This is a genomic window from Pseudoduganella sp. UC29_106 (genome assembly GCF_044055365.1).
GTDB lineage: Bacteria > Pseudomonadota > Gammaproteobacteria > Burkholderiales > Burkholderiaceae_D > Rugamonas.
Map to the genome: position 1 here is coordinate 5,458,059 of NZ_CP171977.1, position 23,094 is coordinate 5,481,152.

At 62.8% G+C, this 23,094-nt stretch carries 24 protein-coding genes and 1 pseudogene; 5 read left to right on the top strand and 20 right to left on the bottom strand.

The window, feature by feature from the left end; translation table 11 throughout:
* Nucleotides 1–2: 2 nt before the first annotated feature.
* From flgG to flgB, 6 genes are read right to left on the bottom strand one after another with little or no spacing between them, the layout of a single operon-like run.
* Nucleotides 3–785 carry a flagellar basal-body rod protein FlgG gene (gene flgG / locus ACHMW6_RS27330; RefSeq protein ID WP_395401620.1) on the bottom strand — a complete coding sequence of 261 codons (783 nt, stop codon included), beginning with the start codon at nt 783–785 and terminating at the stop codon, nt 3–5.
* Nucleotides 786–837: 52 nt separating this feature from the next.
* On the bottom strand, nt 838–1,581 hold the full coding sequence (flgF, locus tag ACHMW6_RS27335) for a flagellar basal-body rod protein FlgF (RefSeq protein ID WP_395401622.1): 744 nt from the start codon (nt 1,579–1,581) through the stop codon (nt 838–840).
* Between the two features lie 8 nt (nt 1,582–1,589).
* Nucleotides 1,590–3,143 carry a flagellar hook protein FlgE gene (locus ACHMW6_RS27340; protein WP_395401624.1) on the bottom strand — a complete coding sequence of 518 codons (1,554 nt, stop codon included), beginning with the start codon at nt 3,141–3,143 and terminating at the stop codon, nt 1,590–1,592.
* Between the two features lie 28 nt (nt 3,144–3,171).
* Nucleotides 3,172–3,861: a flagellar hook assembly protein FlgD gene (locus ACHMW6_RS27345; RefSeq protein ID WP_395401626.1), complete on the bottom strand. Its 690-nt coding sequence runs from the start codon at nt 3,859–3,861 to the stop codon at nt 3,172–3,174.
* Between the two features lie 14 nt (nt 3,862–3,875).
* Complete coding sequence (gene flgC / locus ACHMW6_RS27350; RefSeq protein WP_395401628.1) at nt 3,876–4,283, bottom strand: flagellar basal body rod protein FlgC; 408 nt, start codon at nt 4,281–4,283, stop codon at nt 3,876–3,878.
* Nucleotides 4,283–4,702, bottom strand: coding sequence for a flagellar basal body rod protein FlgB (flgB, locus tag ACHMW6_RS27355; RefSeq protein ID WP_395401630.1), 420 nt, complete (start codon nt 4,700–4,702; stop codon nt 4,283–4,285). Before flgB ends, flgC begins: the two co-directional genes overlap by 1 nt.
* 130 nt (nt 4,703–4,832) lie before the next feature.
* Between flgB and flgA the strand changes: the two genes are divergently transcribed.
* The 4 genes from flgA (at nt 4,833) to ACHMW6_RS27375 (ending at nt 8,189) form a co-directional block, all read left to right on the top strand.
* Complete coding sequence (gene flgA / locus ACHMW6_RS27360; protein WP_395401632.1) at nt 4,833–5,519, top strand: flagellar basal body P-ring formation chaperone FlgA; 687 nt, start codon at nt 4,833–4,835, stop codon at nt 5,517–5,519.
* A gap of 107 nt (nt 5,520–5,626) precedes the next feature.
* Nucleotides 5,627–5,938 (top strand): flagellar biosynthesis anti-sigma factor FlgM, encoded by a 312-nt coding sequence (gene flgM / locus ACHMW6_RS27365; protein ID WP_395401634.1) that lies wholly within the window; start codon nt 5,627–5,629, stop codon nt 5,936–5,938.
* Between the two features lie 14 nt (nt 5,939–5,952).
* The gene (locus ACHMW6_RS27370; RefSeq protein ID WP_395401636.1) at nt 5,953–6,417 is read left to right on the top strand and encodes a flagella synthesis protein FlgN; all 465 of its coding nucleotides are present in this window, start codon (nt 5,953–5,955) and stop codon (nt 6,415–6,417) included.
* Nucleotides 6,418–6,899: 482 nt separating this feature from the next.
* Entirely contained in the window at nt 6,900–8,189 is a 1,290-nt protein-coding gene (locus ACHMW6_RS27375) for a hypothetical protein (protein WP_395401638.1), read from the top strand.
* On the opposite strand, the gene motD is transcribed toward ACHMW6_RS27375, so the two are convergent.
* The 10 genes and pseudogenes from motD to ACHMW6_RS27425 form a co-directional block, all read right to left on the bottom strand.
* A complete protein-coding gene (gene motD, locus ACHMW6_RS27380; protein WP_395401640.1) occupies nt 8,107–8,898 on the bottom strand; it encodes a flagellar motor protein MotD in 792 nt (263 codons plus the stop codon). The two genes, ACHMW6_RS27375 and motD, sit on opposite strands and share 83 nt — an antisense overlap.
* A gap of 1 nt (nt 8,899) precedes the next feature.
* Nucleotides 8,900–9,646 (bottom strand): flagellar motor protein, encoded by a 747-nt coding sequence (locus ACHMW6_RS27385; RefSeq protein WP_395401642.1) that lies wholly within the window; start codon nt 9,644–9,646, stop codon nt 8,900–8,902.
* On the bottom strand, nt 9,628–10,359 hold the full coding sequence (locus ACHMW6_RS27390; RefSeq protein ID WP_395401644.1) for an RNA polymerase sigma factor FliA: 732 nt from the start codon (nt 10,357–10,359) through the stop codon (nt 9,628–9,630). The genes ACHMW6_RS27385 and ACHMW6_RS27390 overlap by 19 nt, the downstream gene beginning before the upstream one ends.
* Before the next feature lie 22 nt (nt 10,360–10,381).
* Nucleotides 10,382–11,201 (bottom strand): annotated as a pseudogene (locus tag ACHMW6_RS27395) (MinD/ParA family protein).
* Nucleotides 11,194–12,630: a flagellar biosynthesis protein FlhF gene (gene flhF, locus ACHMW6_RS27400; protein WP_395401646.1), complete on the bottom strand. Its 1,437-nt coding sequence runs from the start codon at nt 12,628–12,630 to the stop codon at nt 11,194–11,196. The pseudogene ACHMW6_RS27395 and the gene flhF overlap by 8 nt, the downstream one beginning before the upstream one ends.
* 302 nt (nt 12,631–12,932) lie before the next feature.
* Complete coding sequence (flhA, locus tag ACHMW6_RS27405) at nt 12,933–15,062, bottom strand: flagellar biosynthesis protein FlhA (RefSeq protein ID WP_395401648.1); 2,130 nt, start codon at nt 15,060–15,062, stop codon at nt 12,933–12,935.
* A 2-nt stretch (nt 15,063–15,064) separates the two neighbouring features.
* Nucleotides 15,065–16,219, bottom strand: coding sequence for a flagellar biosynthesis protein FlhB (gene flhB / locus ACHMW6_RS27410; RefSeq protein WP_395401650.1), 1,155 nt, complete (start codon nt 16,217–16,219; stop codon nt 15,065–15,067).
* 88 nt (nt 16,220–16,307) lie between these two features.
* The gene (locus ACHMW6_RS27415; RefSeq protein ID WP_395401652.1) at nt 16,308–17,351 is read right to left on the bottom strand and encodes a fumarylacetoacetate hydrolase family protein; all 1,044 of its coding nucleotides are present in this window, start codon (nt 17,349–17,351) and stop codon (nt 16,308–16,310) included.
* 42 nt (nt 17,352–17,393) lie between these two features.
* A complete protein-coding gene (locus ACHMW6_RS27420; RefSeq protein ID WP_395401654.1) occupies nt 17,394–18,371 on the bottom strand; it encodes an Rpn family recombination-promoting nuclease/putative transposase in 978 nt (325 codons plus the stop codon).
* 64 nt (nt 18,372–18,435) lie between these two features.
* Nucleotides 18,436–19,152: a pseudouridine synthase gene (locus ACHMW6_RS27425; RefSeq protein WP_395401656.1), complete on the bottom strand. Its 717-nt coding sequence runs from the start codon at nt 19,150–19,152 to the stop codon at nt 18,436–18,438.
* A 129-nt stretch (nt 19,153–19,281) separates the two neighbouring features.
* Here ACHMW6_RS27425 and ACHMW6_RS27430 point away from each other — a divergent pair, with 129 nt between their 5' ends.
* The gene (locus ACHMW6_RS27430) at nt 19,282–19,578 is read left to right on the top strand and encodes a hypothetical protein (RefSeq protein ID WP_395401658.1); all 297 of its coding nucleotides are present in this window, start codon (nt 19,282–19,284) and stop codon (nt 19,576–19,578) included.
* A gap of 132 nt (nt 19,579–19,710) precedes the next feature.
* Here the strand turns inward: ACHMW6_RS27430 and ACHMW6_RS27435 are convergent, their stop codons facing one another.
* From ACHMW6_RS27435 to rluC, 4 genes are read right to left on the bottom strand one after another with little or no spacing between them, the layout of a single operon-like run.
* Nucleotides 19,711–20,715, bottom strand: coding sequence for a S49 family peptidase (locus ACHMW6_RS27435; RefSeq protein WP_395401660.1), 1,005 nt, complete (start codon nt 20,713–20,715; stop codon nt 19,711–19,713).
* A gap of 18 nt (nt 20,716–20,733) precedes the next feature.
* Nucleotides 20,734–21,105, bottom strand: coding sequence for a Rieske (2Fe-2S) protein (locus tag ACHMW6_RS27440; RefSeq protein WP_395401662.1), 372 nt, complete (start codon nt 21,103–21,105; stop codon nt 20,734–20,736).
* A complete protein-coding gene (locus ACHMW6_RS27445) occupies nt 21,102–21,761 on the bottom strand; it encodes an HAD-IIIA family hydrolase (protein ID WP_395401663.1) in 660 nt (219 codons plus the stop codon). Before ACHMW6_RS27445 ends, ACHMW6_RS27440 begins: the two co-directional genes overlap by 4 nt.
* Nucleotides 21,762–21,771: 10 nt before the next feature.
* The gene (gene rluC, locus ACHMW6_RS27450) at nt 21,772–22,779 is read right to left on the bottom strand and encodes a 23S rRNA pseudouridine(955/2504/2580) synthase RluC (protein WP_395401665.1); all 1,008 of its coding nucleotides are present in this window, start codon (nt 22,777–22,779) and stop codon (nt 21,772–21,774) included.
* Nucleotides 22,780–23,094 lie beyond the last annotated feature (315 nt).

The following is a 23,094-nucleotide window of genomic DNA, read 5'->3' on the forward strand; positions in this document are numbered from 1 at the left end:
CCTTACAGCTGGCCCAGCTTCTGCAGCATCTGGTCCGAAGTCGTGATGGCCTTGCTGTTGATCTCGTAGGCGCGCTGGGTCTGGATCATATTGACCATTTCCTCGACCACGTTGACGTTCGAGGTTTCCACATAGCCCTGCAGGATCACGCCGGTGCCATTAGTGCCCGGCTGATTGGCAGTGGCGGCGCCGGACGAGCCGGTTTCCACGTACAGGTTCTCGCCCTTCGACTCCAGGCCGGTCGGGTTGATGAAGGTCGCCAGCTGGATGTTGCCGATCTGGGCCGGCGCAGTCTGGCCCGGCAGCTTGACGGACACGGTGCCGTCGCGCCCCACGGTGATGCTTTCGGCATTGATCGGGATGGTGATGGCCGGCTGCAGCACGAAGCCGCTGGAAGTGACCATCTGGCCGTTGGAATCGCGCTGGAAGGAACCGTCGCGGGTGTAGGCCGTGGTGCCGTCCGGCAGCAGGACTTGGAAGAAGCCGTTGCCGTTGACCATCAGGTCCTTGTCGTTGCCGGTGGCTTGCGGATTGCCCTGGGTGTGGATGCGCTCGATGGATACGGGACGCACACCGGTACCCATCTGCATGCCCGATGGCAGCTGGGTCTGCTGCGAGGACTGGGCGCCCGGCTGGCGGATATTCTGGTAGAGCAAGTCTTCGAAGACGGCGCGCGACTTCTTGAAGCCATTGGTGCTGACGTTCGCCAGATTGTTGGACACCACGTCCATCTGGGTCTGCTGCGCCTCCATGCCAGTCTTGGCAATCCACAACGATCGAATCATTTTGCTTGCTCCTTAACGGTATTCCTACGCAAGCATTATGGCTTGGGAACCGTCAATTCAAAGCGAGGATCTGGGTGGCTTTTGCCGCGTTATTTTCCGCATTCTTCAGCAGGCTCATTTGCGTGTCAAAGGAGCGCGCCAGCTGGATCATATTGACCATCGAATCGATGGGATTGACGTTACTGCCTTCCAGCACGCCATCGGCCAGGCGCACGTTCACGTCCGGGTCGGCAGTCAGGCCGGACTGGTTGCGGAACAGGCCGTCCTCGCCACGCACCAGGCCTTTCGTGTCCGGATTGACAAGCTTAATGCGGCCCAGGATGTTGGCTGGCCCCGGCTGCGTCTGCTGGGTATTGATGCCGCTGATGGTGCCGTCGCTGGCGATGGCAATATCGGTATCGGGCGGAATGGCGATCGGGCCATTCTCGCCGACGAGGGTCAGGCCGTTGGCCGTTTGCAGCAGGCCGTTTTCGCTGACCTTCAGGCTGCCGTTGCGGGTATAGGCTTCGGAACCATCCGCCGCCTGCACGGCCAGCCAGCCATCGCCGCGCACCGCCACGTCCAGCGCTCGGCCGGTGGTTTGCAGTACGCCCTGGCGGAAATCGCTGCCGACCGTGTTGTCGACCACGAAAGCGCGCGTGGGCAAGCCTTCGGACACCACGGGCACGGCCCGGAACGAGTCGAGCTGGGCGCGGAAGCCCGTGGTGGTGGCGTTGGCCAGGTTGTTGGCGGTGGTGGCCTGCTGGTCCAGCAAATGCCGGGCGCCAGTCATGGCCGTGTAGATCAGGCGGTCCATGATTCAGCCTATCGCAGGTTGACCAGGGTTTGCAGCACGGAGTCCTGGGTCTTGATGGTTTGCGCATTGGCCTGGTAGACGCGCTGCGCGGTGATCATGTCTACCAGTTCCTTGGTCAGGTCCACGTTCGACGATTCCACCGAGGATGAGCGCAACTGACCCAGCGAGCCGGAGTTCGGCGTGCCCACGGAGGGCGAACCGCTGGCCGAGCTCTCGGCCCAGGCATTGTTCCCCAGCGGGATCAGGCCGTCCGGGTTGGCGAAGTTGGCCAGCACGAACTGCGCCAGAGGACGCGACTTGCCGTTCGAATACTGGCCGGTGATCACGCCGTTGGCATCGGTGTTGAAGCGCTCCAGGTGACCCGAGGAATAACCGTCCTGTGAGGAAAGCTTCTCGCTCGTGGTCGAGCCGTACTGCGTGGTGCCCTCGAAGGAGGTGGTAATCGTCAGCGGCTGGATCGAGCCGGTGTCCGGGAAGATCGGCAGATTGATGGTGAACGGCACCGTTTGCGGCGGCGTCAGGCCGGCCATGATGGCCGTGCTGATTTCACCGGTCTTGTCGAAGGCCAGCGTGCCCACTTTCACGGCCGGCACGCTGACGGCGGCGGCCAGGGCTTCATTGATCTTGTCCGGATTGGTGCCGGGGATGGAACCGACGTCGGTGCCGGCTGCCGTGTCATATTTGGCGGCCAGGGCGGCCAGCTGGCCGGCGCTGGCGCCCGCCGCGGCAGCGGCCGTCGACATGGCCGTACCCGCCGCCTGCGAATAGGCCTGGTTGGCGGCGTCGATGTCAGCCTGCACCTGCGGAATAGTGTTCACGGCAGTCTGGTAGGCAGTGCGTGCGGCGGCCACGGTCGGATCGGTCAGGATGGCTGCAGCGGCGGCCTTGGACGCGATCTCGATGCCGTCATTGCCCGCATACACATCCCACATGCCCGCATTGGTCTTCACGTAGTACATGGACATCACGTGCGGATTGCCCAGGCTATCGTACACATCCAGCACGGTCTGCTTGTTGTAGGTGGTCGGGTCGGCGGCATCGAACGGCACCTTGGTCGGCACGGTGCTGCGCGAATCCAGGTTGAGCGAGAAATTGGCCTTGGTCGTCGCAACCGGGGTCAGGTCGGAGTAATCGATGGTGATCGGAACCGGTGCGCCGGACAGGATCACGCCCTGCTTGTTGGCGAGGTAGCCGGTGATAGCCTGGCCCTGCGCATTGCGGATGGTGCCGGTGTTATCGAGCTGGAACTGGCCATTGCGGCTGTACTGGATGGCGCCGCCCGGCGTCACCGTGCGGAAGAAACCGCCGCCATTAATGGAGATGTCCAGCGGGTTGTTGGTGGTCTCGATATTACCCTGCGTGAACTGCTGCGCCAGGCGCGCGATGGACACGCCAATGCCGGGGTTGTTGCCGGCCACGCCGTTCAGGGAGTTGGCATACAGGTCGGCGAACTGGGCCTGCGAACCCTTGAAGCCAACGGTACTGGCGTTGGCGATATTGTTGCCGATCACGTCGAGCGATTTGGAGGCGGCGTTCAGGCCGCTGAGACCTTGTTGAAACATGGTGTTCCCCTATTCAGATTGGGCTTGCTTACAGTACTTGTTTGATTTGGTCCATCGTCACCTGGCCGATGGGCAGATTCAGTTTCAGGCCGCCGGCGCCAGTCGATACGCTGCTCACCGTGGTAAAGGTCAGCGGCTTGGCGTCCTTCAGCGTCTGGTCGCCGGACACGGCGGTCAGCTTCACGCTGTATTTGCCATCCGGCGCCTTGGTGCCGTCTTCCAGCGTGCCGTCCCAGGTCAGCGGGATCACGCCGGCATCGACGCCGCTGCTCATCGCCAGCGAGTGCACCACCTTGCCGGAAGAATTGACGATATCGATACGCGCCGCATCGGCCGCGCTGCCGAATTCCACGCCGAAGATGGACTTGCCATCCTTCAGCGTCAGGTCGCTGCCTTCGATCAGCACGCCGTGGTCGATCAGGCTGGTCGCCTGCAGTTGCGAGGACAGCTGGTAATTGCCCTGCAAGGCCTTCATCGATTCGTTCAGCTTGTTGATGCCGGTCACGGTGTTCAGCTGGGCCAGCTGGCTGGTGACCTGGGCATTGTCCAGCGGGTTCAGCGGGTCCTGGTTCTTCAGCTGGGTAATCAGCAGGGTCATGAACTTGTCGGTGTCGGCCTGCACGCTGTCGGTGGACGTGGTCGCCTTCGGGTTCACTGCGTTCAGCAGGGAGGCCGGCACGCCGCCGGAAGAAGTGGTATTGCTTACAGCACTGGTCATAATCGGGCCTCTTCTTACTGACCGATGGTCAGCGTTTTCAGCAGCATGGTCTTGGCTGCGTTCATGGTTTCCACATTGGTCTGGTAGGAGCGGGAAGCGGACAGCATGTTCACCATCTCATCCACCACATTCACATTGGGCATCGTGACGTAGCCCTTGTCGTCGGCCAGCGGATGCTTGGGGTCGTAGACCTGCTTCAGCGGCGAGGGATCTTCGATCACGCGCTGCACTTTCACGCCGGTGGACGAGTTGTCGGCGGCGGGCGTTGCTTCGAACACCACCTGCTTGGCGCGGTAGGCTTCGCCACTGGCGCTGGTGGCGCTGTCCGCATTGGCCAGGTTGGACGCGGTCACGTTCAGGCGCTGGGCCTGGGCGCTCATGGCCGAGCCGGCAACGTTAAAAATATTGAACAGCGAAGACATTATTGGCCTCCCTGGATCGCGGCCAGCAGGCCCTTGATCTGCGCGTTAACAAACTGCACGCCGGCCTCGTAGCGCAGGGCGTTGTCGGCGAAGGCATTGCGTTCCACATCCATATCGACGGTATTGCCGTCCACCGCGCCCTGCACCACGCCGCGGTATTGCAGCGGTGTGCCGTCGGCCAGCGTTCCGGCGTCTTGCTGAGGGATGGGGAAATGCTTGGGGGCGGTCGCCTTCAGCGGCGCCGGCGCGGCGTTCTTCGCCATTGCGCTGGTGAGCGCGGCGGTGAAGTCGATGTCGCGCGCCTTGTAGTTCGGGGTATCGGCGTTGGCGATATTGGACGCGAGCACAGTCTGGCGCTGGGAGCGCAGGCTCAGCGCGGTTTCATTGAATCGCAGGTAATCGTCGAGTTTCCCTAACATGGCGGTCGCCCTCTTTTGATGACAGGATCGATGATACGGAGCAACACGCGCAAATGATCGAAAGAGAAGGCTGGGGTTTTCCACGCTATTCCCCGCTTTCCTCCGCGCACGCGAGGCTAAGATGGCTGCCATGAAACGCATACTCATCACTACCGCCCTGCTGTTGCTGGCCTCGGCCGCCGGTGCCCAGAATCGTATGGACGTTGCTGTGCTGCGCCAGAGCGTCGAGCAATTCCTGCAAGTGCAGACGGCCGGCCTGCCGGGCAAGGTCACGGTGCACGTGGGCGCGGTCGATCCGCGCCTGTCGCTGGCCCCCTGCCCTGCGCCGGAAGCCTTCCTGATGCCGGGCGCGCGCGCCTGGGGCAAGACCACGGTAGGGGTACGCTGCGCGGCGCCGACGCCGTGGCAGGTGTATATTCAAGCGAATGTGTCCGTGCTCGGAAACTATATTGCCGCGGCCGCGCCGCTGGCGCCGGGCCAGGCGATCGAGGAGGGCCAGCTGGCCGTGATGCAGGGCGAGCTGACTGCCCTGCCGGCCGGCGTGGCGACAGACAAGGCGCAAGTTGTCGGACGTACCAGCAATCTTTCCATTTCGGCAGGTATGCCGGTGCGCGTGGATTTGCTGAAGAGCAAGCCTGTGGTGCTGATGGGACAGCCGGTCAAGCTGGTTTCGCGCGGCAACGGCTTCTCGGTTTCGGCTGAAGGCAAGGCGGCGGCCAACGCCGGCGAAGGCCAGGTGGTACAGGTAAGAACTGCCAATGGGCAACAAATTAGCGGCATCGCGAAAGCGGGCGGACTGGTGGAAGTGACATTCTGAGGACGGTAACGAGGAATTTGTCGCGGTCCGGCTAAAGTTTCGCAAGCCGCTGCCGATATAAGACTCGTATCCCGGAGTAAAGTCTCCAACCAGACGAGGATAATGCTGTGAAAATCAATGATTCATTAAAGAGCACGCCGGGGCTGCCGACGTCGCCTGCTACTACCAATAACGCCCGCACGGCGGAAAAGGCTGCGGCTGCGACCAATCAGGCGCCGACCGATAACGTGCGCCTGTCTGCCCAGGGGCAGGCACTCGCGGCCAGTGGCGCCGGCGCCAGCAATGCTGTGTTCGACACCAAGAAAGTCGAGCGCATCAAGCTGGCGATCGCCGATGGCCAGTTCCAGGTCAATTCCGAGAAAGTAGCGGACGGCTTGCTGGAAACGGTACGCGACCTGCTGCACTCACGTAAACGCTAAGCCAGGGTAAAACCATGTCCGACTCCCCGATGAACAGCCTGCGCGCCGAACAACAGCTGATTACCCAGCTGCTCGAGGTGCTGAAGCAGGAACAGGACCATCTGGTGGCGGCGGACATCGACAAGCTCACCGCCCTCACGCCGCATAAGTCCGACCTGGTCGCGCAAATGGGCGCCTTGGCCACCAGGCGCCACAAGGCGCTGGACGCGCTCGGCTTCGCTGCGCAGGAAGCGGGCATGGAGGCCTGGCTCGCCGCCCACGGCGACGACGGGTCGCGCGCGCTGTGGCAGCAAGTGCTGGAGCAGACGCGCGAGGCCAAGGAGTTGAACCGCCTGAACGGCATGCTGATCAACAAGCACCTGAGCACGACCCAGGGCGCTTTGCAGGCGCTGCGCCCACAGGCGGCTGCCGCTGCCGTGTACGGTCCGACCGGCCACACCACTTCCGTTTCGCGCAGCCGCGGCTTTATCGCCGGCTGATCCCTTGCGCGGGCTCAACGCCCGCTCCCCGGCGCGCAAGCATACTGCTTGCATGCCAAACCGCCACTACGTCCCCACCGCCGCGCTGCTCCTCGCCGCGTCCGCCATAGCCACCGCGCCCTCCGCCGCCCTCGCGCGTCCGCCTTACGCGCAGCGCACAAGCGCCTTGGCGAGGCCGCCCGCCGGCGCGGCAGCCAGCCCCGCAGTGTCCGACGCCAGCCCGGTGCGGCTCGCGCTGGAGGACGGTCGCCTCGGACTTTACGCTGCAAGCGAATTCCGCCTCGCTGACGGCCACTGCAGCGACTGCCCGAACGCCGCGCCAGGCGCTGTGGTACTTCCGCGACGAACCAATCGCCGTTCCGCGCGCGCCGGGTACGTCCCTGCCCGCCCTGGTCTGGCTGGGCGCCCCCGAGCGCATTGAATCGGCCACGCTGTCATCCGATGGCCGCAGCCTGCGCGCCGACAACGGCGACAGCTTCGCGATGCGCCTGGCGCCGAAAATCGCCAGCAACCGCTCCTGGTTCAACGACAGCACGCTGGACTTCTTTCGCCAGCGCGCCGTCAGCCTGCGCGGCACATTGGACGGCAACACCTTCACCGCCCGCACCATCTGGCCGCGCGACTACACGATCACGCCGTCCACCGCCCAATTCTCGCCCCTGCGCTCGCCGGACGAACTGCAAGCCTGGGTGCGCGCCGACCACGGCGGCGCCCGCAGCCAGTTCGCCGCGCGCCTGATCTGGAAGCGCCCCTGCGTGCAGACCGCGTGGTCGAACAAGCCCGTGCTGGCCGTCATGCTGAATGGCGCGCAAGGCGACGATGACGAAGCCCACGGCGGACATTTCGCCATCGCCACCGGCAAGCTCGGCCCGCAAGGCGAATGGTCCGACTGGCTGGTGAACAATTTCTACAACCTGGACAACGTCAGCGAAAAAGGCATCATCGCTTCGATGACGCCGATGGACGCCTACCTGATGGACCTGAACAGCGGCCAAAGCTACTACCGCCCGTCATGGCTGCTGGTCGCCGTGCTGCGCAGCGAGCGCACGGCCGCCGCCTACCAGCAAGGCATCCAGCGCACCTTCGAGCACTTCTACCGCCACGCTTTCACCTACCAGCACGCCGCAGCCAACTGCGCCGGCATCAGCGTGGACATGCTGCGCAGCCTTGGCTGGCACATCCCGCCGCAAGGCCCGACGGGACGCATGCAGGCCATCGGCGCCTACGCTTATATGGCGGCCAGCGACGCCAGCCTGCAAAGCGGCCGCAAAGCCTACGATTATTTCAGCGAAGAGCAAACGCGCCTGTATCCGGCGGTGGCCTTCGACGCCATCGGCCGCGACCTGCTGGCCGTGCTCGGCGGCCAGAGCGGACGCACGCTCAGCGCTTTCGAGCGGCAATTGCATGAGGATGTGGAAGCGGTACTGCTGCTGCGCGTGCCGCAAGTGCCGTCCAGCCGCGCCTCCGGCTCGGCGCCCGTCTACAGCATCGCCGAGTACCGCGCCCGCACGCCGCAGGATCGCAGCAAATGGCAGATCGTGCCGACCGAGCCGCGTCCCTTCCCTGCCGAATTGCGCGAAGGCGTGTCCATCTCGCGCGCCGCTGGGCAACCGGTACCGCTGCCGGTTGCGATGCTGCTCGTTGTCGTAATAGGCGCCGCGGGCGCGGGCGCCATCTGGCGGCGCCCTGTCAGCGCGGCGCAGGGACGGGCTGCGCTGGCGCCCCGCGCGGAATCTCGGTCGAAGGATCAGGAATCGCAGACAGGATCGTGACGGCCACGCGCCGATTGCGTGCGCGGCCCTCGGGATCATCGTTGGAAGCCACGGGGTGATTGTCCGCATGTCCCACGGCCGTCATGCGCTCCGGCGCCACGCCGGATTCGATGAACAGCCGCACCACCGTCCCCGCGCGCATGGCAGACAATTCCCAATTGGACGGGAAGCTGGCGTTCTTGATCGGCATCTTGTCCGTATGCCCCTCCACCTGCACCGCATGCGGATCATCCTTGAGCAGCGAAGCCACCGCCGTCAGCGCCTCGCGCGACTCGGACGTCAGCCGCGCATCGCCAGGATTGAACAGCACGGACGCGTTGATCTCCACGCTCACGCCGCGGCTGTTCTGCGTGACCTTCACCTTGCCCTCCTTGACCAGCGGCGCCAGCGTGGCGGCGAGGTCGTTGGCCAGGCGCGTCATCTGCTCCTTCTCCTTGCGGATCTGTTCCGCGCGCCGGCGCTGGGCGGGATTGGGGATGGGGATGTTCTGCACTTCCGTGTTGACCAAGGGCGCCGCGCCCTGGCCGCCGAACGCATCGCCAAGGGCATCGGAAAACACCTTGTACTTGCCGATATTGACCGAGGAAATCGCGTACATCACCACAAAGAAGGCAAACAGCAGCGTGATGAAATCGGCATACGAAATCAGCCAGCGCTCGTGGTTCTCCGGCTCGTCGTCAAACTTCCTGCGCGCGCGGCGGTACTGCATGTCACGGCTCCCGCAGCAGGGTCGCGATGCGCTCGTCGATCACTCGGGTGAAGTCGCCGGTGGCGATATCGTAGAACACGGCGGCCGCCAGCTCCTGCTGGTAGACCTGGCGCGTGACGATGGTCTTCAACTTGTTGGCGATCGGGTAGAAGAACAGATTGGCCAGGCCCACGCCGTAGATGGTGGAGACGAAGGCCACGGCGATGCCGGAACCGAGCTTGCTCGGATCGGTCAGGTTTTCCATCACGTGGATCAGGCCCAGCACCGCGCCGAGAATGCCGATGGTGGGCGAATAGCCGGCCGCCGATTCCCAGATGCGCACGGCCTGGCGTTCGGCGGTTTCGAAGGCGGTGATTTCCATGTCCAGCATCTGGCGCATCTTGTCCGGCTGGATGCCGTCGACGATCATGCGCAGGCCCTTGGCGATGAACTTGTCCTTGGACGCGAGCATGTAGCGCTCCAGCGCCAGCAAGCCGTCGCGGCGCGCGGCCAGGCTCCAGGCATTGATGTCGCGCGCCAGCACGGCGCGGTTGTCGAGCGGCGGACGGAAGACCCAGCGCAGCATGGACAGGCCACGGCGCAGGGTCGGCAGCCGCGTTTGCAGCATGACGGCGCCGAAGGTGCCGATGACGACGATGGCAAATGCCGCAGGCTGCAGCAATGAAGTAACTTTGCCGCCTTCCAGCCCCTGGCCGATGATGATGCCGGCAATCGCCAGCAGGACACCGGCTACGCTGGACCAGTCCATGCCTGCTCCCTCAGCGTTGCACGCAGGCGGGCCACAGCCTGGGTATGCAGTTGCGAGACCCGTGATTCGGACACGCCCATCACGGCCCCGATCTCCTTCAGGTTCAGCTCTTCCTCGTAGTAGAGGCCCATCAGCATCTTCTCGCGCGGCGGCAGCGCATCGATGGCGTCGATGACGGCCTGGCGGAAGTCGGTGTCCAGCAGCGCGCGCAGCGGATCGGCGTCCTCGTCGTGCGCATAGCGGTCGAGAAAGGAATCATTGCCATCCTCGTCGTGGAAGTCTTCGTAGTAGACCAGCTGGTGGCCGCCGCCTTCGGACAGCATTTCCTGGTAATCCGCCAGCGACAGCTTGAGCGACTTCGCCACTTCCGATTCGCTCGGCGGGCGGCCCAGGCGCTGCTGCAGCACGGCCATCGCATTTTCGATCTTGCGCATATCCTGCCGCATCGAACGCGGCATCCAGTCGGACGAGCGCAGCTCATCCAGCATGGCGCCGCGGATGCGCATCACCGCATAAGTCTCGAACTGGGCGCCGTGGGTTTCTTCATAGCGGTTGATTGCATCGAGCAAGCCAATCATGCCGGCCTGTACCAGGTCATCGACTTCCACGCTCGGCGGCAGCTTGGCCTTCATGTGGTGGGCAAGACGCTTAACCAACGGCATGTGCTCCGTCAGCAGAGAGTCCTTGTCTACTTTCCCTTTGACCGTGTACATATAGTTCTAGTTCTTTTGAGGCTCAAAAATGGTTGCTGCTCCCTGCAAAGTGTGATGGCGAGCCAGCCAGCGCAAAGCGTCCGGCCAGTTGACGGAACGCGACCGACGCACCGGCCAGCGGAAAGGCATCGACCACCGCGCGCCCCAGGCGTGCTGCACGATGCAGGTACTCGTCGGCCGGAACCGAACCCATGGAGACAAGGTTCACAGCCAGGTAACGGCTTGCCGCTTGTGCCATATTATCGTGAAACCACCCTCGCCTCGGCTTCCGAGGCGCCCGTCACGAGAATTCCGAAGGGGCGGCGACCCAGTTCGTGGTTCAGGCGCTTGATCATCAGGTAGGCATTCTTGATGGATGCCGCGCTGTTCGACACTTGCACGACGATTTCCGAGGAAGCCATCACGGGCACCGGGAAAGCCTCGCCATCGAATTCGCCGTCCACCAGCGTGATGCCAGTTTGCTTGACCAGCACATCGAAAGCCTTGGCCAGGCGGCGGCCTTCGTCCGGACCGCGGCGGCTTTCGCCGCGCGTCATCTGCGCCACATTGAAACCTTGCGGGGCGGCGTGGATGACCTGGTTCAGGCCGCACTGCTGGCGCGCCACGTTCAACAGGCTGGCGCCGCCATCGACGCCGAGACGCGACGCCACACCGTGGGCGCTGGCGCAGGCATCGACCAGCAGCACATCGTTGCCGGCCTGGGCCAGCGAGGCGCCCAGGTTTACCAGCATCATGCCCTTGTCGTCCTGCGGGGTGGCGGAGAGGAAGGTGACGAGGCGGGGACGCGGCCCCGCCAGCATGCGGCGCAGGCCTTCGGCCTGGTCGAAATCGAAATTAGCCAAGGTGCACCTCGCGCAGGGAAGCATCGTGGCCGGCGTTGGCCATCAGCAGGGGCAGGTCGGCGTCCGCCAGTTGCGACTTGGCGCCGCTGAAGGCGCGCTCAATCAGGGCGGCCGGATCAGCCAGGTGCAGGTCTTCCGGCACGCGCTGGCCGTTGGACACATAGAACAGGTTCAGCTTGTGGCGGATCACCACATCCAGCGCGCTGCCGATCGACGCCGCCTCATCCAGCTTGGTGATGATGGAACCAGCCAGGCCGCTGCCCTGGTAGGCGCGCACCACTTCGGACAGGGTTTCCTGGGTCGAGGTGGCGTTCAGGCACAGCAGGCGCTTCACATTGGCGCCGGCGCCTTGCAGCATGGCCACCTGCTCTTCCACCATATGATCGCGCTGGCTGACGCCGACGGTGTCGATCAGCACGGTGTGCTTCTTGCTCAATTCCTTCAGGGCGATGCGCAGGTCGGCTTCATCCTTCACCGAGTGCACCATCACGCCGAGGATCTTGCCGTAGATGCGCAGCTGTTCGTGGGCGCCGATACGATAGGCATCCGTGGTAATCAGGGCCAGCTTTTCCGGGCCGTGGCGCATCACGCAGCGCGCGGCCAGCTTGGCGGTGGTGGTGGTCTTGCCGACGCCGGTCGGGCCGACAAGGGCGAACACGCCGCCCTGCTGGATCAGCGCCTCTTCATTGCTCATGGCGTTCAGGTTGCGCGCCAGGGCGTTACGCATCCAGCGCTGGGCATCGATGCCGGCGGGGAGCTTGTCCACCAGGTAGCGCGACAGCTGGGCCGAGAAGCCGGCCGCCAGCATGTCGCGCAGCACGGCGTTCTTGTGCGGCTCGCGCTGCTGACCGCTGCTGAAGGCGATCTCGGCCAGCTGGGACTCCATCATGCCGCGCATGGCGCGCAGCTCGTTCATCATCGTGCTCATTTCCGCCGCAGCGCTGGCTTTCGCGCCGGCGACGGCTTCCGCGACCAGGGCGGTGATGCGGTCCATGTCGAAGGCTGGCGTGACTGGCGCCGCGGCCGGTGCTGGGCGAGCTACGTGGCGCGGTGGCAGTGCGCGGGCTGCGGCGGCGGCAGCGGCAACGGAAGCGGCCGAACGTGGCGTCGCTTCGCCTTCACGGGCAACCGCGCGGGCTGGACGCGGCATCGCGCGCTCGACCGGCGCTTCCGGTTCCTGCGGCAGCAGCGGCTCCACGCGCTGGTCGAAGGGCTGGGGCGACAGCTCCAGTTGCGGCTCCGGCGCGGCCATCGGCGAGTCTGCAGCCGGCATGGCCAGCGAAGCGGCATCGTCATTGGCCAGGGCCAAGATCTCCACCGCGCCATCGACCGGGCGATTGGAGAGGATCACGGCATCCGGCCCGAGGGCCTCGCGCACCTTGCGCAGCGCCTCGCGCGAAGTCGGCGCGGTGAATTTTTTGACGTTCATTGCTACTCCTGCAGTCTTTCACGTTGATGGTGAAATTATTGACGATGCACTGGAGAAACCATCGAACGAACAGCTTGGGAATTCCCCCCTTATTTGCCGCCCAACCTTGGGGTCAGATCCGACATTCGGACACGAACTCGGCCCTGATACCGAATTGTGCAAATACACGCAGAGTAAGCACCAAACCGTGGCAGAAAATGCCCTTCCGCCGCGAGCTCATCAGAATGCGGAGCGAACGCGCTCCCTATGAGCCGCACCTTTTGCTGAGCTCGTGTCCGAATGTCGGATCTGACCCCAGGGGGTTATTGGGCACCGACGAGGGAGGTGACGCGGATGGTTTTCGTTTCGGGGATTTCGGCGTGCGACAGCACTTTCAGCTGGGGCAGCGCGCGGCGCAGGAAGCGCGAGAGCAGCGCGCGCAGCGGGCCCGGCACCAGCAGCACCGGCGTCACGCCCAGCGCTTCCTGTTGCGCGGCGGCTTGCGCGGCCTGCTGGGCGATGGTGTCGGCCAGGCCCGGCTCGATGCCGGCCGTGTCGCCGCCGCCGGTGGTCAGCGCCTGCATCAGCAGCCGCTCGAGGCGGTTATCCAGCGTCATCACGGAAAGCTCGCCGCCGCCCGGGAACAGTTGCTGGACGATGGCGCGGCCCAGCGCGACACGCACTTGCGCGGTCAGCTCGCTCGGATCCTGCGTCATCGGCGTGAACTCGGCCAGGGTTTCGATGATGGTGCGCATGTCGCGGATATGCACGCCTTCCACCAGCAGGTTCTGCAGCACCTTCTGCAACGAAGACAGCGAAATCATCTTCGGCACCAGGTCTTCCACCAGCTTCGGCGATTCCTTGCCCAAGTGATCCAGCAGCGCCTGCACTTCCGCGCGGCCCAGCAGCTCGGACGCGTGCGTGGTGATCAGGTGATTCAGGTGCGTCGCCACCACCGTGCCCGCATCGACAACGGTATAGCCCATGCCGGTTGCCTGGTCGCGCATGCCCGCGTCGATCCACACGGCAGGCAGGCCGAAGGCGGGGTCGGTAGTCGCCAGGCCGGGCAGCGTGCCGCTGGCCATGCCCGGATTGATCGCCAGGAACTGGCCATTGAAGGCCTCGCCCGTGCCCACTTCCACACCCTTCAGCGTGATGCGGTAGGCGGACGGCTTCAGTTCCAGGTTGTCGCGGATGTGCACGGGCGGCGCCAGGAAACCCACTTCCTGCGCGAACTTCTTGCGAATGCCCTTGATGCGCTTCAGCAGTTCGCCGCCCTGGTTCTTGTCCACCAGCGGAATCAGGCGGTAGCCCACTTCCAGTCCCAGCGTATCGACGGCCAAGACATCCTGCCAGCTCGCCTCTTCCTGTTCGGTTGGCGCAGTCGCACCGCCACCGCCAGCACCGCCTGGACCACCCGCCGTGCCGGCCGCCTCCGCCGTTGCAGCCTCGGCGCGCTCTTTCGCCCGTTTCGACAGCATATAGCCGGCGCCGCCCAGCGCGCCGCCCAGCAGCAGGAACACCAGGTTCGGCATGCCCGGGATCAGGCCCAGGCCGCCGATGATACCGGCGGTGATGTACAGCACCTGCGGCTTCTCGAACAGCTGGCCGATGACCTGGGTCCCGATGTCCGTTTCGCTGGCCACGCGCGACACCACGATACCGGCCGCGATCGAAATCACCAGGGAAGGAATCTGCGCCACCAGGCCGTCACCAATGGCCAGCAGCACATAGTTTTTCAGCGCATCGGCCATGGCCATGTCGTGCTGGATCATGCCGACCAGGAAGCCGCCGATCACGTTGATCACCGTGACCAGGATGCCGGCCACCGCGTCGCCGCGGACATATTTCGACGCACCGTCCATCGCGCCGTAGAACTCGGCTTCCTGCGACACTTCGCTGCGGCGCTTGCGCGCTTCGGGCTCGCCGATCAGGCCTGCGTTCAGGTCGGCGTCGATCGCCATCTGCTTACCCGGCATCGCGTCCAGGGCGAAACGCGCGCCCACTTCGGCAATACGGCCCGCGCCCTTGGTCACGACCACGAAGTTAATGATGGTCAGGATCACGAACACCACGATACCGACCGTGTAGTTACCGCCGATCAGGAAGTGGCCGAACGCTTCAATCACCTTGCCCGCTGCGTCCGGACCGGTATGGCCCTCGGTCAGCACGACGCGGGTGGACGCCACGTTCAGGGACAGGCGCAGCATGGTGGAAACCAGCAGCACGGTCGGGAAAGCCATGAAGTCGAGCGGCTTGACCGTGTACAGGCTGGTCAGCAGCACGATGATGGACAGCGCGATATTAAAGCTGAAGAACAGGTCCAGGATGAAGGCCGGCAGCGGCAGGATCATCATGGCCAGCAGCATGATGATCAGGATGGGCGCGGCCAGGCTCTTGCTGTTGCCGCCGGCCAGTCCGCTCATCCATGCGGGAAGCTTCATGCTGTTCATTCTTATACTCCGTTGTTATCTGGTTTCTTCGTTGCCGGGTCCATATCCGCCGGTACATCGAGTCTGGTTGGACGGTCCGGATAGCGGCCGCCCGGACGATAGGCGCGCAGCTGGTACACATAGGCCAGCACTTCGGCCACGGCAGCGTACAGGCGCGGCGGGATTTCGTCGCCGATGTCGGTGTGCTTGTGCAGCGCACGCGCCAGCGGCGGCGCTTCCAGGATCGCGACCTTGTGCTCTTTCGCCAGTTCGCGGATCTTGGCCGCCACTTCGTCCGTGCCCTTCGCCACCACTTTCGGTGCGCCTTGCGCGCCGTCGGCGTATTTCAGCGCCACCGCGTAATGGGTCGGGTTGGTCACGACCACGTCGGCGGTCGGCACGTCGGCCATCATGCGTTTCTTCGCCATTTCGCGCTGCAGCTGGCGGATCTTGCCCTTGATCTGCGGGTTGCCGTCCGACTCCTTGGATTCCTGGATCAGCTCCTGGCGCGTCATCTTCAGCTTGTTCGCGTAATGCCACATCTGGTAAGGCGCGTCGATGGCGGCAATCAGGCCCAGCGCGCCGACGATGAACAGGAAGCTCGTGCCCAGCATGTTCATCAGGTGGCTGTAGCTGGCAAACATGGGTTCGTTGATCAGGCCGAACATCGCGTCCTTCTGGCGCGAAATGACCACCCAGGCCACGGCGCCGACCACGATGGTCTTGATGATGGCCTTGACCAGCTCCACCAGGGAATTGGTCGAGAACATATTGCTGATGCCGTTGATCGGATTCAGCTTCATGAAATTTGGGGTGAAAGCCTTGGAGCTGAACAGCCAGCCGCCCACCAGCAGCGGCGAGGCCAGGGCCACGACCATCACGGCCACGCCCAGCGGCAGGCAGGCAACCAGCACTTCCACCAGATCGACCAGGATGCGGCGGATCAGCACGTCCGGATCGAAGACCTGGTCGCGCGTGAGCGACAGGCCGGACACCAGGGTGTGGCTCAGCTGGCGCACCAGACCCGAACCCGTCATCCACAGGCCGGCGCCCGCCGCCATCAGAACGGTAAAGGTGGCAACTTCGCGTGACCTGGGTACGTCGCCTTCTTCTCGCGCCTGCTCGAGGCGCCTCGGTGACGCGGCTTCTGTCTTTTCGGCTTCGCTATCTTCAGCCATGTACCGCTCCTGTTATCGACCCTGCCATTATCCGGGTCTGAGCGGTAGCGCCATCTATGGAAAAGGGGCGGAAAACCGCCCCTTTTCATCATTGCTCGACAGAAACATCCGCCTTGGGCGGCTCAGGCTCTGCCTGCTGCGGCTTGGGTCGGCCGTGCTGCTGCACGGTCTGGTCGATGGCGCCGAAGATGGATTTGCCGTCGCCATCCAGCATTTCGATCTTGATGGTGTCGCCGAAGGACATGAAGCCGGTGGTGGGTTTGCCATCCGCGATGGTTTCCAGGCAGCGCTTTTCGGCGATGCAGGAATAGCCTTTCTTGCTGTCCTTGTTGGACACGGTGCCGGAACCGACGATGGTGCCGGCGCGGGCGTTGCGTGTTTTCGTCAGATGGCTGATCAGCTGGGCGAAGTTGAAGACCATGTCCACGCCGGCGTTCGGCTGGCCGACCAGCTTGCCGTTCCAGATCGAACGCAGCGGCAGGTGGACCTTGGCGTCCTTCCACGCCTCACCCAGCTCGTCCGGCGTGACGGCCACCGGCGAGAAGCTGGAGGCGGGCTTGGACTGGAAGAAGCCGAAGCCTTTGGCCAGCTCTTCCGGAATCAGGTTGCGCAGCGACACGTCGTTAACCAGCATCAGCAGGCGAATTTGCTGGAAAGCCTGGTCCGGTGTCGCGCCCATGGGCACATCGTCGGTGATCACGGCGACTTCTGCTTCGAAATCGATGCCCCACTCTTCGTGCTTCAGCTCGATATCGTCCGTCGGGCCGATAAAGTCGTCGCTGCCGCCCTGGTACATCAGCGGGTCTTGCCAGAACGAGGCCGGCATCTCGGCATTGCGCGCCTTGCGCACCAGTTCAACATGGTTCACATAGGCCGAACCGTCGGCCCACTGGAAGGCGCGCGGTAGCGGGGCCATGCAGTTCCTGGGATCGAAGTCGAAACTGCGGCGCGCCCTCCCCTCGTTCAGCGTGCGGTACAGCTCGTCCAGCTGGGGTGCAATGAAGAACCAGTCGTCCAGCGCGCGCTGCAGGCTGCGCGCAATCCCGTCCGCCACTACCGCCGTCTTCAGGTCGCGCGACACCACAATCAATTGCCCGTCGCGCGTGCCGTCTTTCAGAGTTGCCAGTTTCATTCGTGGTCTGCCTTGTTCTTAACAGGCCAAGACTTTACCAGATCACCTCAGCGCCGCGGGGATTTGGCCGGCCAGCAACTCGTCGATCCACACTTCCAGCTGCGGCGCGTCCGCCGCCTCCAAGGCCGTCCGCACCTGCCCCGCTCCCGGCTCGACAGACGCACGCAGCAGCAACTGGACCACAAAGCGCTTTCGCTCGCTGAGCATTCCTATCGCCGCCCCTTCGGCACGTCCTTCTGCAAGTCCTTTTTTCATGGCGCGCTGCTCTGCCTGCCATTGCCACAACTCCTCGGGGGTTGCAAATCGTTGATTAAACATGGCATGCACCTCAAGTAATGTAAATTCCGGCGGAATCTGCAAGTCTCGAAACTCATTACGCAAGCGGTCGACAACCCAGTCGCGTATGTATTGCTTCAACGCTTTGCTCCGCTGAGGAACAAGCCAGTCGTTGACGTGCCGAAGCGCGAAAAGCAGGTCCACGTCATCTGATGCCTGCTCGAACTCCAAAAGTGACGCAATCACACTTCGTCCGACAGCCGGCCCAGCCCTCAAGTAGCTTTGATCGATCAACAGATATTTTTGTTCCGGCTGCAGAACGCGAAGAGACGCCGGCGCCTCTTCCTGAAGCGCGGCGAGGTCGGTGTTTGATGTCCACGGCGCCTGACCGGTATACAGCACAAGCGGCAGGAGCAGTGGAAGCTTTCTGCTGCGCAGTTTTTGCTGGCGGACGAGATCCTCGCACAGCAAGCCAACATAGACCTGCATGCGCAAGGCCATCCAGTAATCGGGGTGGGATTGAAATTCAAGAAGCAGGTAGATTGGCGGTTCAGGCGACCGCTGGATGCGCCACACCATGTCGCTGTGGCGTTGCCGACCGGTACCGCTGACATAACTGCCGTTGCAGCGCTGCAGCCTGACGGCGCGCAGCCAGGCAGGCGGCAGCGCAATCCGCAGCAACTCGCCCACAACCTCCGGATGGGCGAACAATTGCTTGCAGCTGATGTCGGCGGAAGCGCTCATCCGGACAGGATAAGCGCAGCAGCAAGAGAGGAAATTGGCGGCGCGCAAAGACACCGCGCGAGTGTCAGACCGGGGCCAGCAGAGCCAGTTGTTCTGGCGTCAGATAGCACCACTCGCCCTCTTTCAGGCCGAGCGAATCGAGCTGGAGCTTGCCGATGGCAGAGCGGTGCAGCGCCGCGCAGTGGTTGCCCGCCGCGGCGAGCATGCGCTTGACCTGGTGGTATTTGCCCTGCTCCAGCACGATCTCCAGCTGGTACTCGCCCTTCTTCTCGCACACCAGCGCGGCCAGGGGCGCCGGCTCGTCGTGCAGCTGGACGCCAGCCAGCAGATGCTGGACCAGCTCGTCTGTGACAGGGTCCTGGGTCGTCGCCTGGTAGACCTTGGGCACATGCCGCTTCGGCGACGATTGTGCGTGGATAAAGGGCCCGTCGTCGGACATCAACAGCATACCCGTCGTGTCATGGTCCAGCCGTCCGACCGGCTGCACATCGCGCCAGGTGAACTGTTCGGGCAGCAGAGTCAGTACGCCGGGGTGGTGGCTCGGCTTGCGCGAGCATTCATAGTCGGCAGGCTTGTACAGCGCAATATAAACATGCTCGCGGTACAGCCACTCTTCATCAAACACGTGCAGCACCAGGCCGTCGGTCTCGAAAGTGGTCTTGAAATTGTCCTGCACGACGCCGTCGATGACGACATCGCCATCCTCGATCAGTGCCCGGCAGTACTTGCGCGTCCCGAAGCCTTGCGACTGCAGGATGCGATCCAGGGAAAGTTTACTCATAGGGCGGGATTTTACCGGATTTTAAGCAAGCTCAAGCCCGACCATTGATACAGATCAAGAGATGTTCACGACAATTTATTACACTTAAACTACGTTAGGAATTTGCTGAAGTGAATAGGAAGATCTGCCATGAAACATATTGCCAAGCGCGCAAGGATCGCCTGCCTGCATGCCTCTTCACTGCAAATGAAACTCGCCGTGGCTCGCTGGCAGGGACGAGCCGACCTGATGCCGCAGCATCGCTGGCATCTTGATGTTCAGGACAATTTGACGAAGTGGTTGCAGGCCGGCGGCTTCGCCCGCATGCAAGCAGGCCAGGCACAAACGAAAACAGCGGCCAAGGGCCGCCGTTCTCTTGCCTCCCAAAGAGACAGTGACGAGGAATTTCAATTCACTCTAACCCGCATCCACGATGCGGCTGAGTAGTCTTTACCCAAGTTCAAGTTGTTAAGCCCTCCCTTGAATGAACTACACCGTCACTATAGTCCACGTCGGGGAATATACAAGCCTTAATAGAATCAGTTTGCCAATGTTTCCTGCTGAGCAGCCCAGCCGTCTTTAGCGCAGCTCGGGCTTCACGGATTGGGTCACCGCCTTGATCGCGCCGGTACCGACCGCCGCGCCGAATTTCTTCAGGACGCGCTCCGGCAAGCCTTCATGCTGGGTGTAGTCGATCACATCTTCCGCCTTGACCACGTCGCGCGCGACGCTGTCCACACTGCCCAGATCATCGGCCAGCCCCATCTCGATAGCACGCGCGCCGGTCCAGAACAGGCCGGAGAACATTTCCGGGGTTTCATGCAGGCGCTTGCCGCGGCCGCTGCGCACCACTTCGATGAACTGCTGATGGATTTCCTTCAGCATGGTCTGGGCGTGCTGCTTGTGCTTTTCGGACTGGGGGCTGAACGGATCAAGGAAACCCTTGTTTTCGCCGGCCGTCAGCAAGCGACGCTCGACGCCCAGTTTTTCCATCGTTCCCGTAAAGCCGAAGCCATCCATCAGCACGCCAATGGAACCGATGATGCTCGCCTTGTTCACATAAATGCGGTCGGCCGCGGCAGCAATGTAGTAGCCGCCGGACGCACAGATCTCATCCACCACCACATACAAGGGCTTGTTCGGATAGCCGCGGCGCAGGCGATGGATCTCGTCCACGATCATGCCGGCCTGCACCGGGCTGCCGCCCGGGCTATTGATGTGCAGCACGATGGCTGCCGATCCCGCGTCGGCGAACGCCTTGTTCAGCGCCGGGATGACCACCGAAGCGGCGCCACTGCCCTCGCTTTCAATATTGCCTTCGATTTCAATCAGCGCCGTGTGGCGGCCGAGCGACTCGGCGTCGCCGCCGAGGTGAATATCGAAATAGCTGGCGATCGCGAAAAATACGACCACCAGCAGGAAGACTTTGAAGAAGATGCTCCAGCGGCGGTTGGCGCGCTGTTCCTTAATCGTGGCGAATACCAGCTTCTCCAGGACTTCGCGTTCCCAGTTGATCGGCGGGGCGCCTTGCGGTTGGGATGGTGGATTCGGGGGCGGCGTGGTGTTATTAAGATTGTCGCTCATGTTTGCTTTCTGGGCACTTCAGCTGAGTGCCGGGCGGACGTAATCGTCCGGTTGCCAGTAGATATTCTGGTCGCGTTCAGTCACCGAGATGGGACGCAGGCGTCCACCGCGGCAGGGCCCGCCGGCGCACTGGCCATTGTCCGGCAGGTAGATCGCGCCATGGGTCGAGCACATGATATAGAGCTTGCTCGATTCAAAAAATTCCCCTTCCGCCCAGTCCAGCTCGATCGGGACGTGGGCGCAGCGGTTCAGGTAGGCATAGGCTTTGCCGCCATAACGCACGACGAACCCGGTGGTGTTCTCGCCGCCGGCCGACACCGGGAAGCGCATGCCCCTGCCGCCATCACTGACGGCATCCGACGCGCAAATCAGGATTTCCTCATCCATCATGCGTTCTCGTTGAGCCACTGGTGCAGTTCGGGCACCGAGCGCGCACTGAAAACCGGTTTGCAGGCTTGCAGCTGATCGAGTGGATGCGCGCCATATTCGACGGCGATGCCCGCAGATCCCGCATTTTGCGCCATCATCAGGTCGTGTGTGGTGTCGCCGATCATGACGGTGCGGCGCAAGTCCTGGCCCAGTTCGCGGGTCAGTTCCTGCAGCATGGCCGGGTGCGGCTTGGAGAACGTTTCATCGGCACAGCGTGTGGCGTCGAAGGTGGACAGCAAACGGGCCGCATTCAGCGAGCGGTTCAGGCCGACCCGGCTCTTGCCGGTCGCCACCGCCAGGAAATAGCCCTGCTGGGACAACTCCTGCAGCATCTCATGCACGCCGTCAAACAGTGTGAGCTCGTGGTCCTTGCTCAGGTAATGATAACGGTAGCGTTCGACCATGCGCGGGTAATACTTCGGATCGACATCCGGCAGTACCACCTGCAATGCTTCGCCCAGGCCCAGCCCGATCACATGCGCGGCGGACTCCCGGCTCGGAATCGGCAAGCCGAGATCCTTGGCGGAGGCCTGGATGCACTTCACGATGGTCGCAGTGCTGTCCATCAGGGTGCCGTCCCAATCGAAGACGATCAGGTCAAATTGCTTACGTGCCATTATCTTGTGCTCAATTCAACGGTTTACCCAAGCTTACCAAGAATTTTTCGCATTCGGCGGCCAAAGGTGCGTTAAGTGTCATCACTTTGCCCGATTCCGGATGGGTAAACGTGATCTGATGGGCGTGCAGGAACATGCGCTTCAATGCTCCGCGCACATCGGTGGCTTTTTGCAGCGCCTTATTTAACGCAAAATCGCCGTACTTATCGTCACCAGCGATAGGGAAGCCCGACGATGCCAGATGAACGCGAATCTGGTGGGTACGGCCGGTTTTCAGCTCCGCTTCCAGCAGCGCGAATCCTTCAAATTTCTTTAACAAGGTAAATACGGTGTGCGAGGCCTGGCCGTCAGCCTGCACGCGCACGCGGCGCTCGCCATCCGCCAGCGTATATTTATGCAAGGGCAGTTTCACGTGTTGCCGCTTGTTTTTCCAGTCGCCGACTGCCAAAGTCAGGTAACGCTTGTCGGTCAGGCCGTCGCGCATCTGTTCGTGCAGGCTGGTCAGCGCCGTACGTTTCTTGGCCAACAAGAGCAGGCCCGAGGTTTCCCGGTCCAGGCGGTGCACCAGCTCGAGGAACTTCGCATCCGGACGCGAGGCGCGCAACTGCTCGATGACGCCGAAGGAGACACCGGAGCCACCGTGTACGGCCACGCCGGCCGGCTTGTCGATGACCAGCAGATGCGCATCCTCGAAAATGATGGCGAATTCGGCAGCCGGAACGATAGCTTCCTGCTTCTCCGCAACGCGGACGGGCGGAATGCGCACGACGTCGCCCTGGTTCAGGCGATACAACTGGTCAATGCGCCCCTTATTCACCCGCACTTCACCGGAGCGAAGAATGCGATAGATATGGCTTTTGGGGACGCCTTTGCAAACGCGCAACAGATAATTATCGATGCGCTGACCGGCCTCTTCCTCAGTAATTGTCACGAATTGTGCTTGCGGCAGGACCTGTGCGGGGGTTGCCGGGGCTTTCTTTTCTCCGGTCTTCCCAGAAAATCTCTCTAAGTCCTTCATTTTGAATATATAATCGTTTTGCCGCGGTTTTATGGCTGCTGCGAGTGTAAGAATAAAAGCACATTTTACACAGGGGCGTATCCACTGGCCTCGCCAAAATTGCAAATTCGGTGGAAAAAAACGTATACGCACATTCGTGCGCCGGCCAGGGTAGCAACCACTGTTGCCATCGGGTAGAGCGCTCGGGTGCTGGATTAGACTGGCTGGATTGTTAGGATAGTTCCGGTGAGCAAGTATTACAGTCGTTGCTCGCTGGATTGATGAAGCTGATAACGCTTGCCGTTTCCGCCATGGCACCACACAAGATGCCCTGGC

Excerpts from the sequence above, each read along its gene's own strand:
- flhA (WP_395401648.1), bottom strand. The coding sequence starts at position 15,062 with ATGAACAGCATGAAGCTTCCCGCATGGATGAGCGGACTGGCCGGCGGC.
- flhB (WP_395401650.1), bottom strand. The coding sequence starts at position 16,219 with ATGGCTGAAGATAGCGAAGCCGAAAAGACAGAAGCCGCGTCACCGAGG.
- flgC (WP_395401628.1), bottom strand. The coding sequence starts at position 4,283 with ATGTCTTCGCTGTTCAATATTTTTAACGTTGCCGGCTCGGCCATGAGC.
- ACHMW6_RS27440 (WP_395401662.1), bottom strand. The coding sequence starts at position 21,105 with ATGATGGATGAGGAAATCCTGATTTGCGCGTCGGATGCCGTCAGTGAT.
- ACHMW6_RS27375 (WP_395401638.1), top strand. The coding sequence starts at position 6,900 with ATGCGCCTGGCGCCGAAAATCGCCAGCAACCGCTCCTGGTTCAACGAC.
- ACHMW6_RS27430 (WP_395401658.1), top strand. The coding sequence starts at position 19,282 with ATGAAACATATTGCCAAGCGCGCAAGGATCGCCTGCCTGCATGCCTCT.
- ACHMW6_RS27445 (WP_395401663.1), bottom strand. The coding sequence starts at position 21,761 with ATGGCACGTAAGCAATTTGACCTGATCGTCTTCGATTGGGACGGCACC.
- ACHMW6_RS27345 (WP_395401626.1), bottom strand. The coding sequence starts at position 3,861 with ATGACCAGTGCTGTAAGCAATACCACTTCTTCCGGCGGCGTGCCGGCC.
- ACHMW6_RS27435 (WP_395401660.1), bottom strand. The coding sequence starts at position 20,715 with ATGAGCGACAATCTTAATAACACCACGCCGCCCCCGAATCCACCATCC.
- motD (WP_395401640.1), bottom strand. The coding sequence starts at position 8,898 with ATGCAGTACCGCCGCGCGCGCAGGAAGTTTGACGACGAGCCGGAGAAC.
- ACHMW6_RS27425 (WP_395401656.1), bottom strand. The coding sequence starts at position 19,152 with ATGAGTAAACTTTCCCTGGATCGCATCCTGCAGTCGCAAGGCTTCGGG.
- rluC (WP_395401665.1), bottom strand. The coding sequence starts at position 22,779 with ATGAAGGACTTAGAGAGATTTTCTGGGAAGACCGGAGAAAAGAAAGCC.
- ACHMW6_RS27390 (WP_395401644.1), bottom strand. The coding sequence starts at position 10,359 with ATGTACACGGTCAAAGGGAAAGTAGACAAGGACTCTCTGCTGACGGAG.
- ACHMW6_RS27340 (WP_395401624.1), bottom strand. The coding sequence starts at position 3,143 with ATGTTTCAACAAGGTCTCAGCGGCCTGAACGCCGCCTCCAAATCGCTC.
- flgG (WP_395401620.1), bottom strand. The coding sequence starts at position 785 with ATGATTCGATCGTTGTGGATTGCCAAGACTGGCATGGAGGCGCAGCAG.
- flgF (WP_395401622.1), bottom strand. The coding sequence starts at position 1,581 with ATGGACCGCCTGATCTACACGGCCATGACTGGCGCCCGGCATTTGCTG.
- flgB (WP_395401630.1), bottom strand. The coding sequence starts at position 4,702 with ATGTTAGGGAAACTCGACGATTACCTGCGATTCAATGAAACCGCGCTG.
- ACHMW6_RS27385 (WP_395401642.1), bottom strand. The coding sequence starts at position 9,646 with ATGGACTGGTCCAGCGTAGCCGGTGTCCTGCTGGCGATTGCCGGCATC.
- ACHMW6_RS27415 (WP_395401652.1), bottom strand. The coding sequence starts at position 17,351 with ATGAAACTGGCAACTCTGAAAGACGGCACGCGCGACGGGCAATTGATT.
- ACHMW6_RS27370 (WP_395401636.1), top strand. The coding sequence starts at position 5,953 with ATGTCCGACTCCCCGATGAACAGCCTGCGCGCCGAACAACAGCTGATT.
- flgA (WP_395401632.1), top strand. The coding sequence starts at position 4,833 with ATGAAACGCATACTCATCACTACCGCCCTGCTGTTGCTGGCCTCGGCC.
- ACHMW6_RS27420 (WP_395401654.1), bottom strand. The coding sequence starts at position 18,371 with ATGAGCGCTTCCGCCGACATCAGCTGCAAGCAATTGTTCGCCCATCCG.
- flhF (WP_395401646.1), bottom strand. The coding sequence starts at position 12,630 with ATGAACGTCAAAAAATTCACCGCGCCGACTTCGCGCGAGGCGCTGCGC.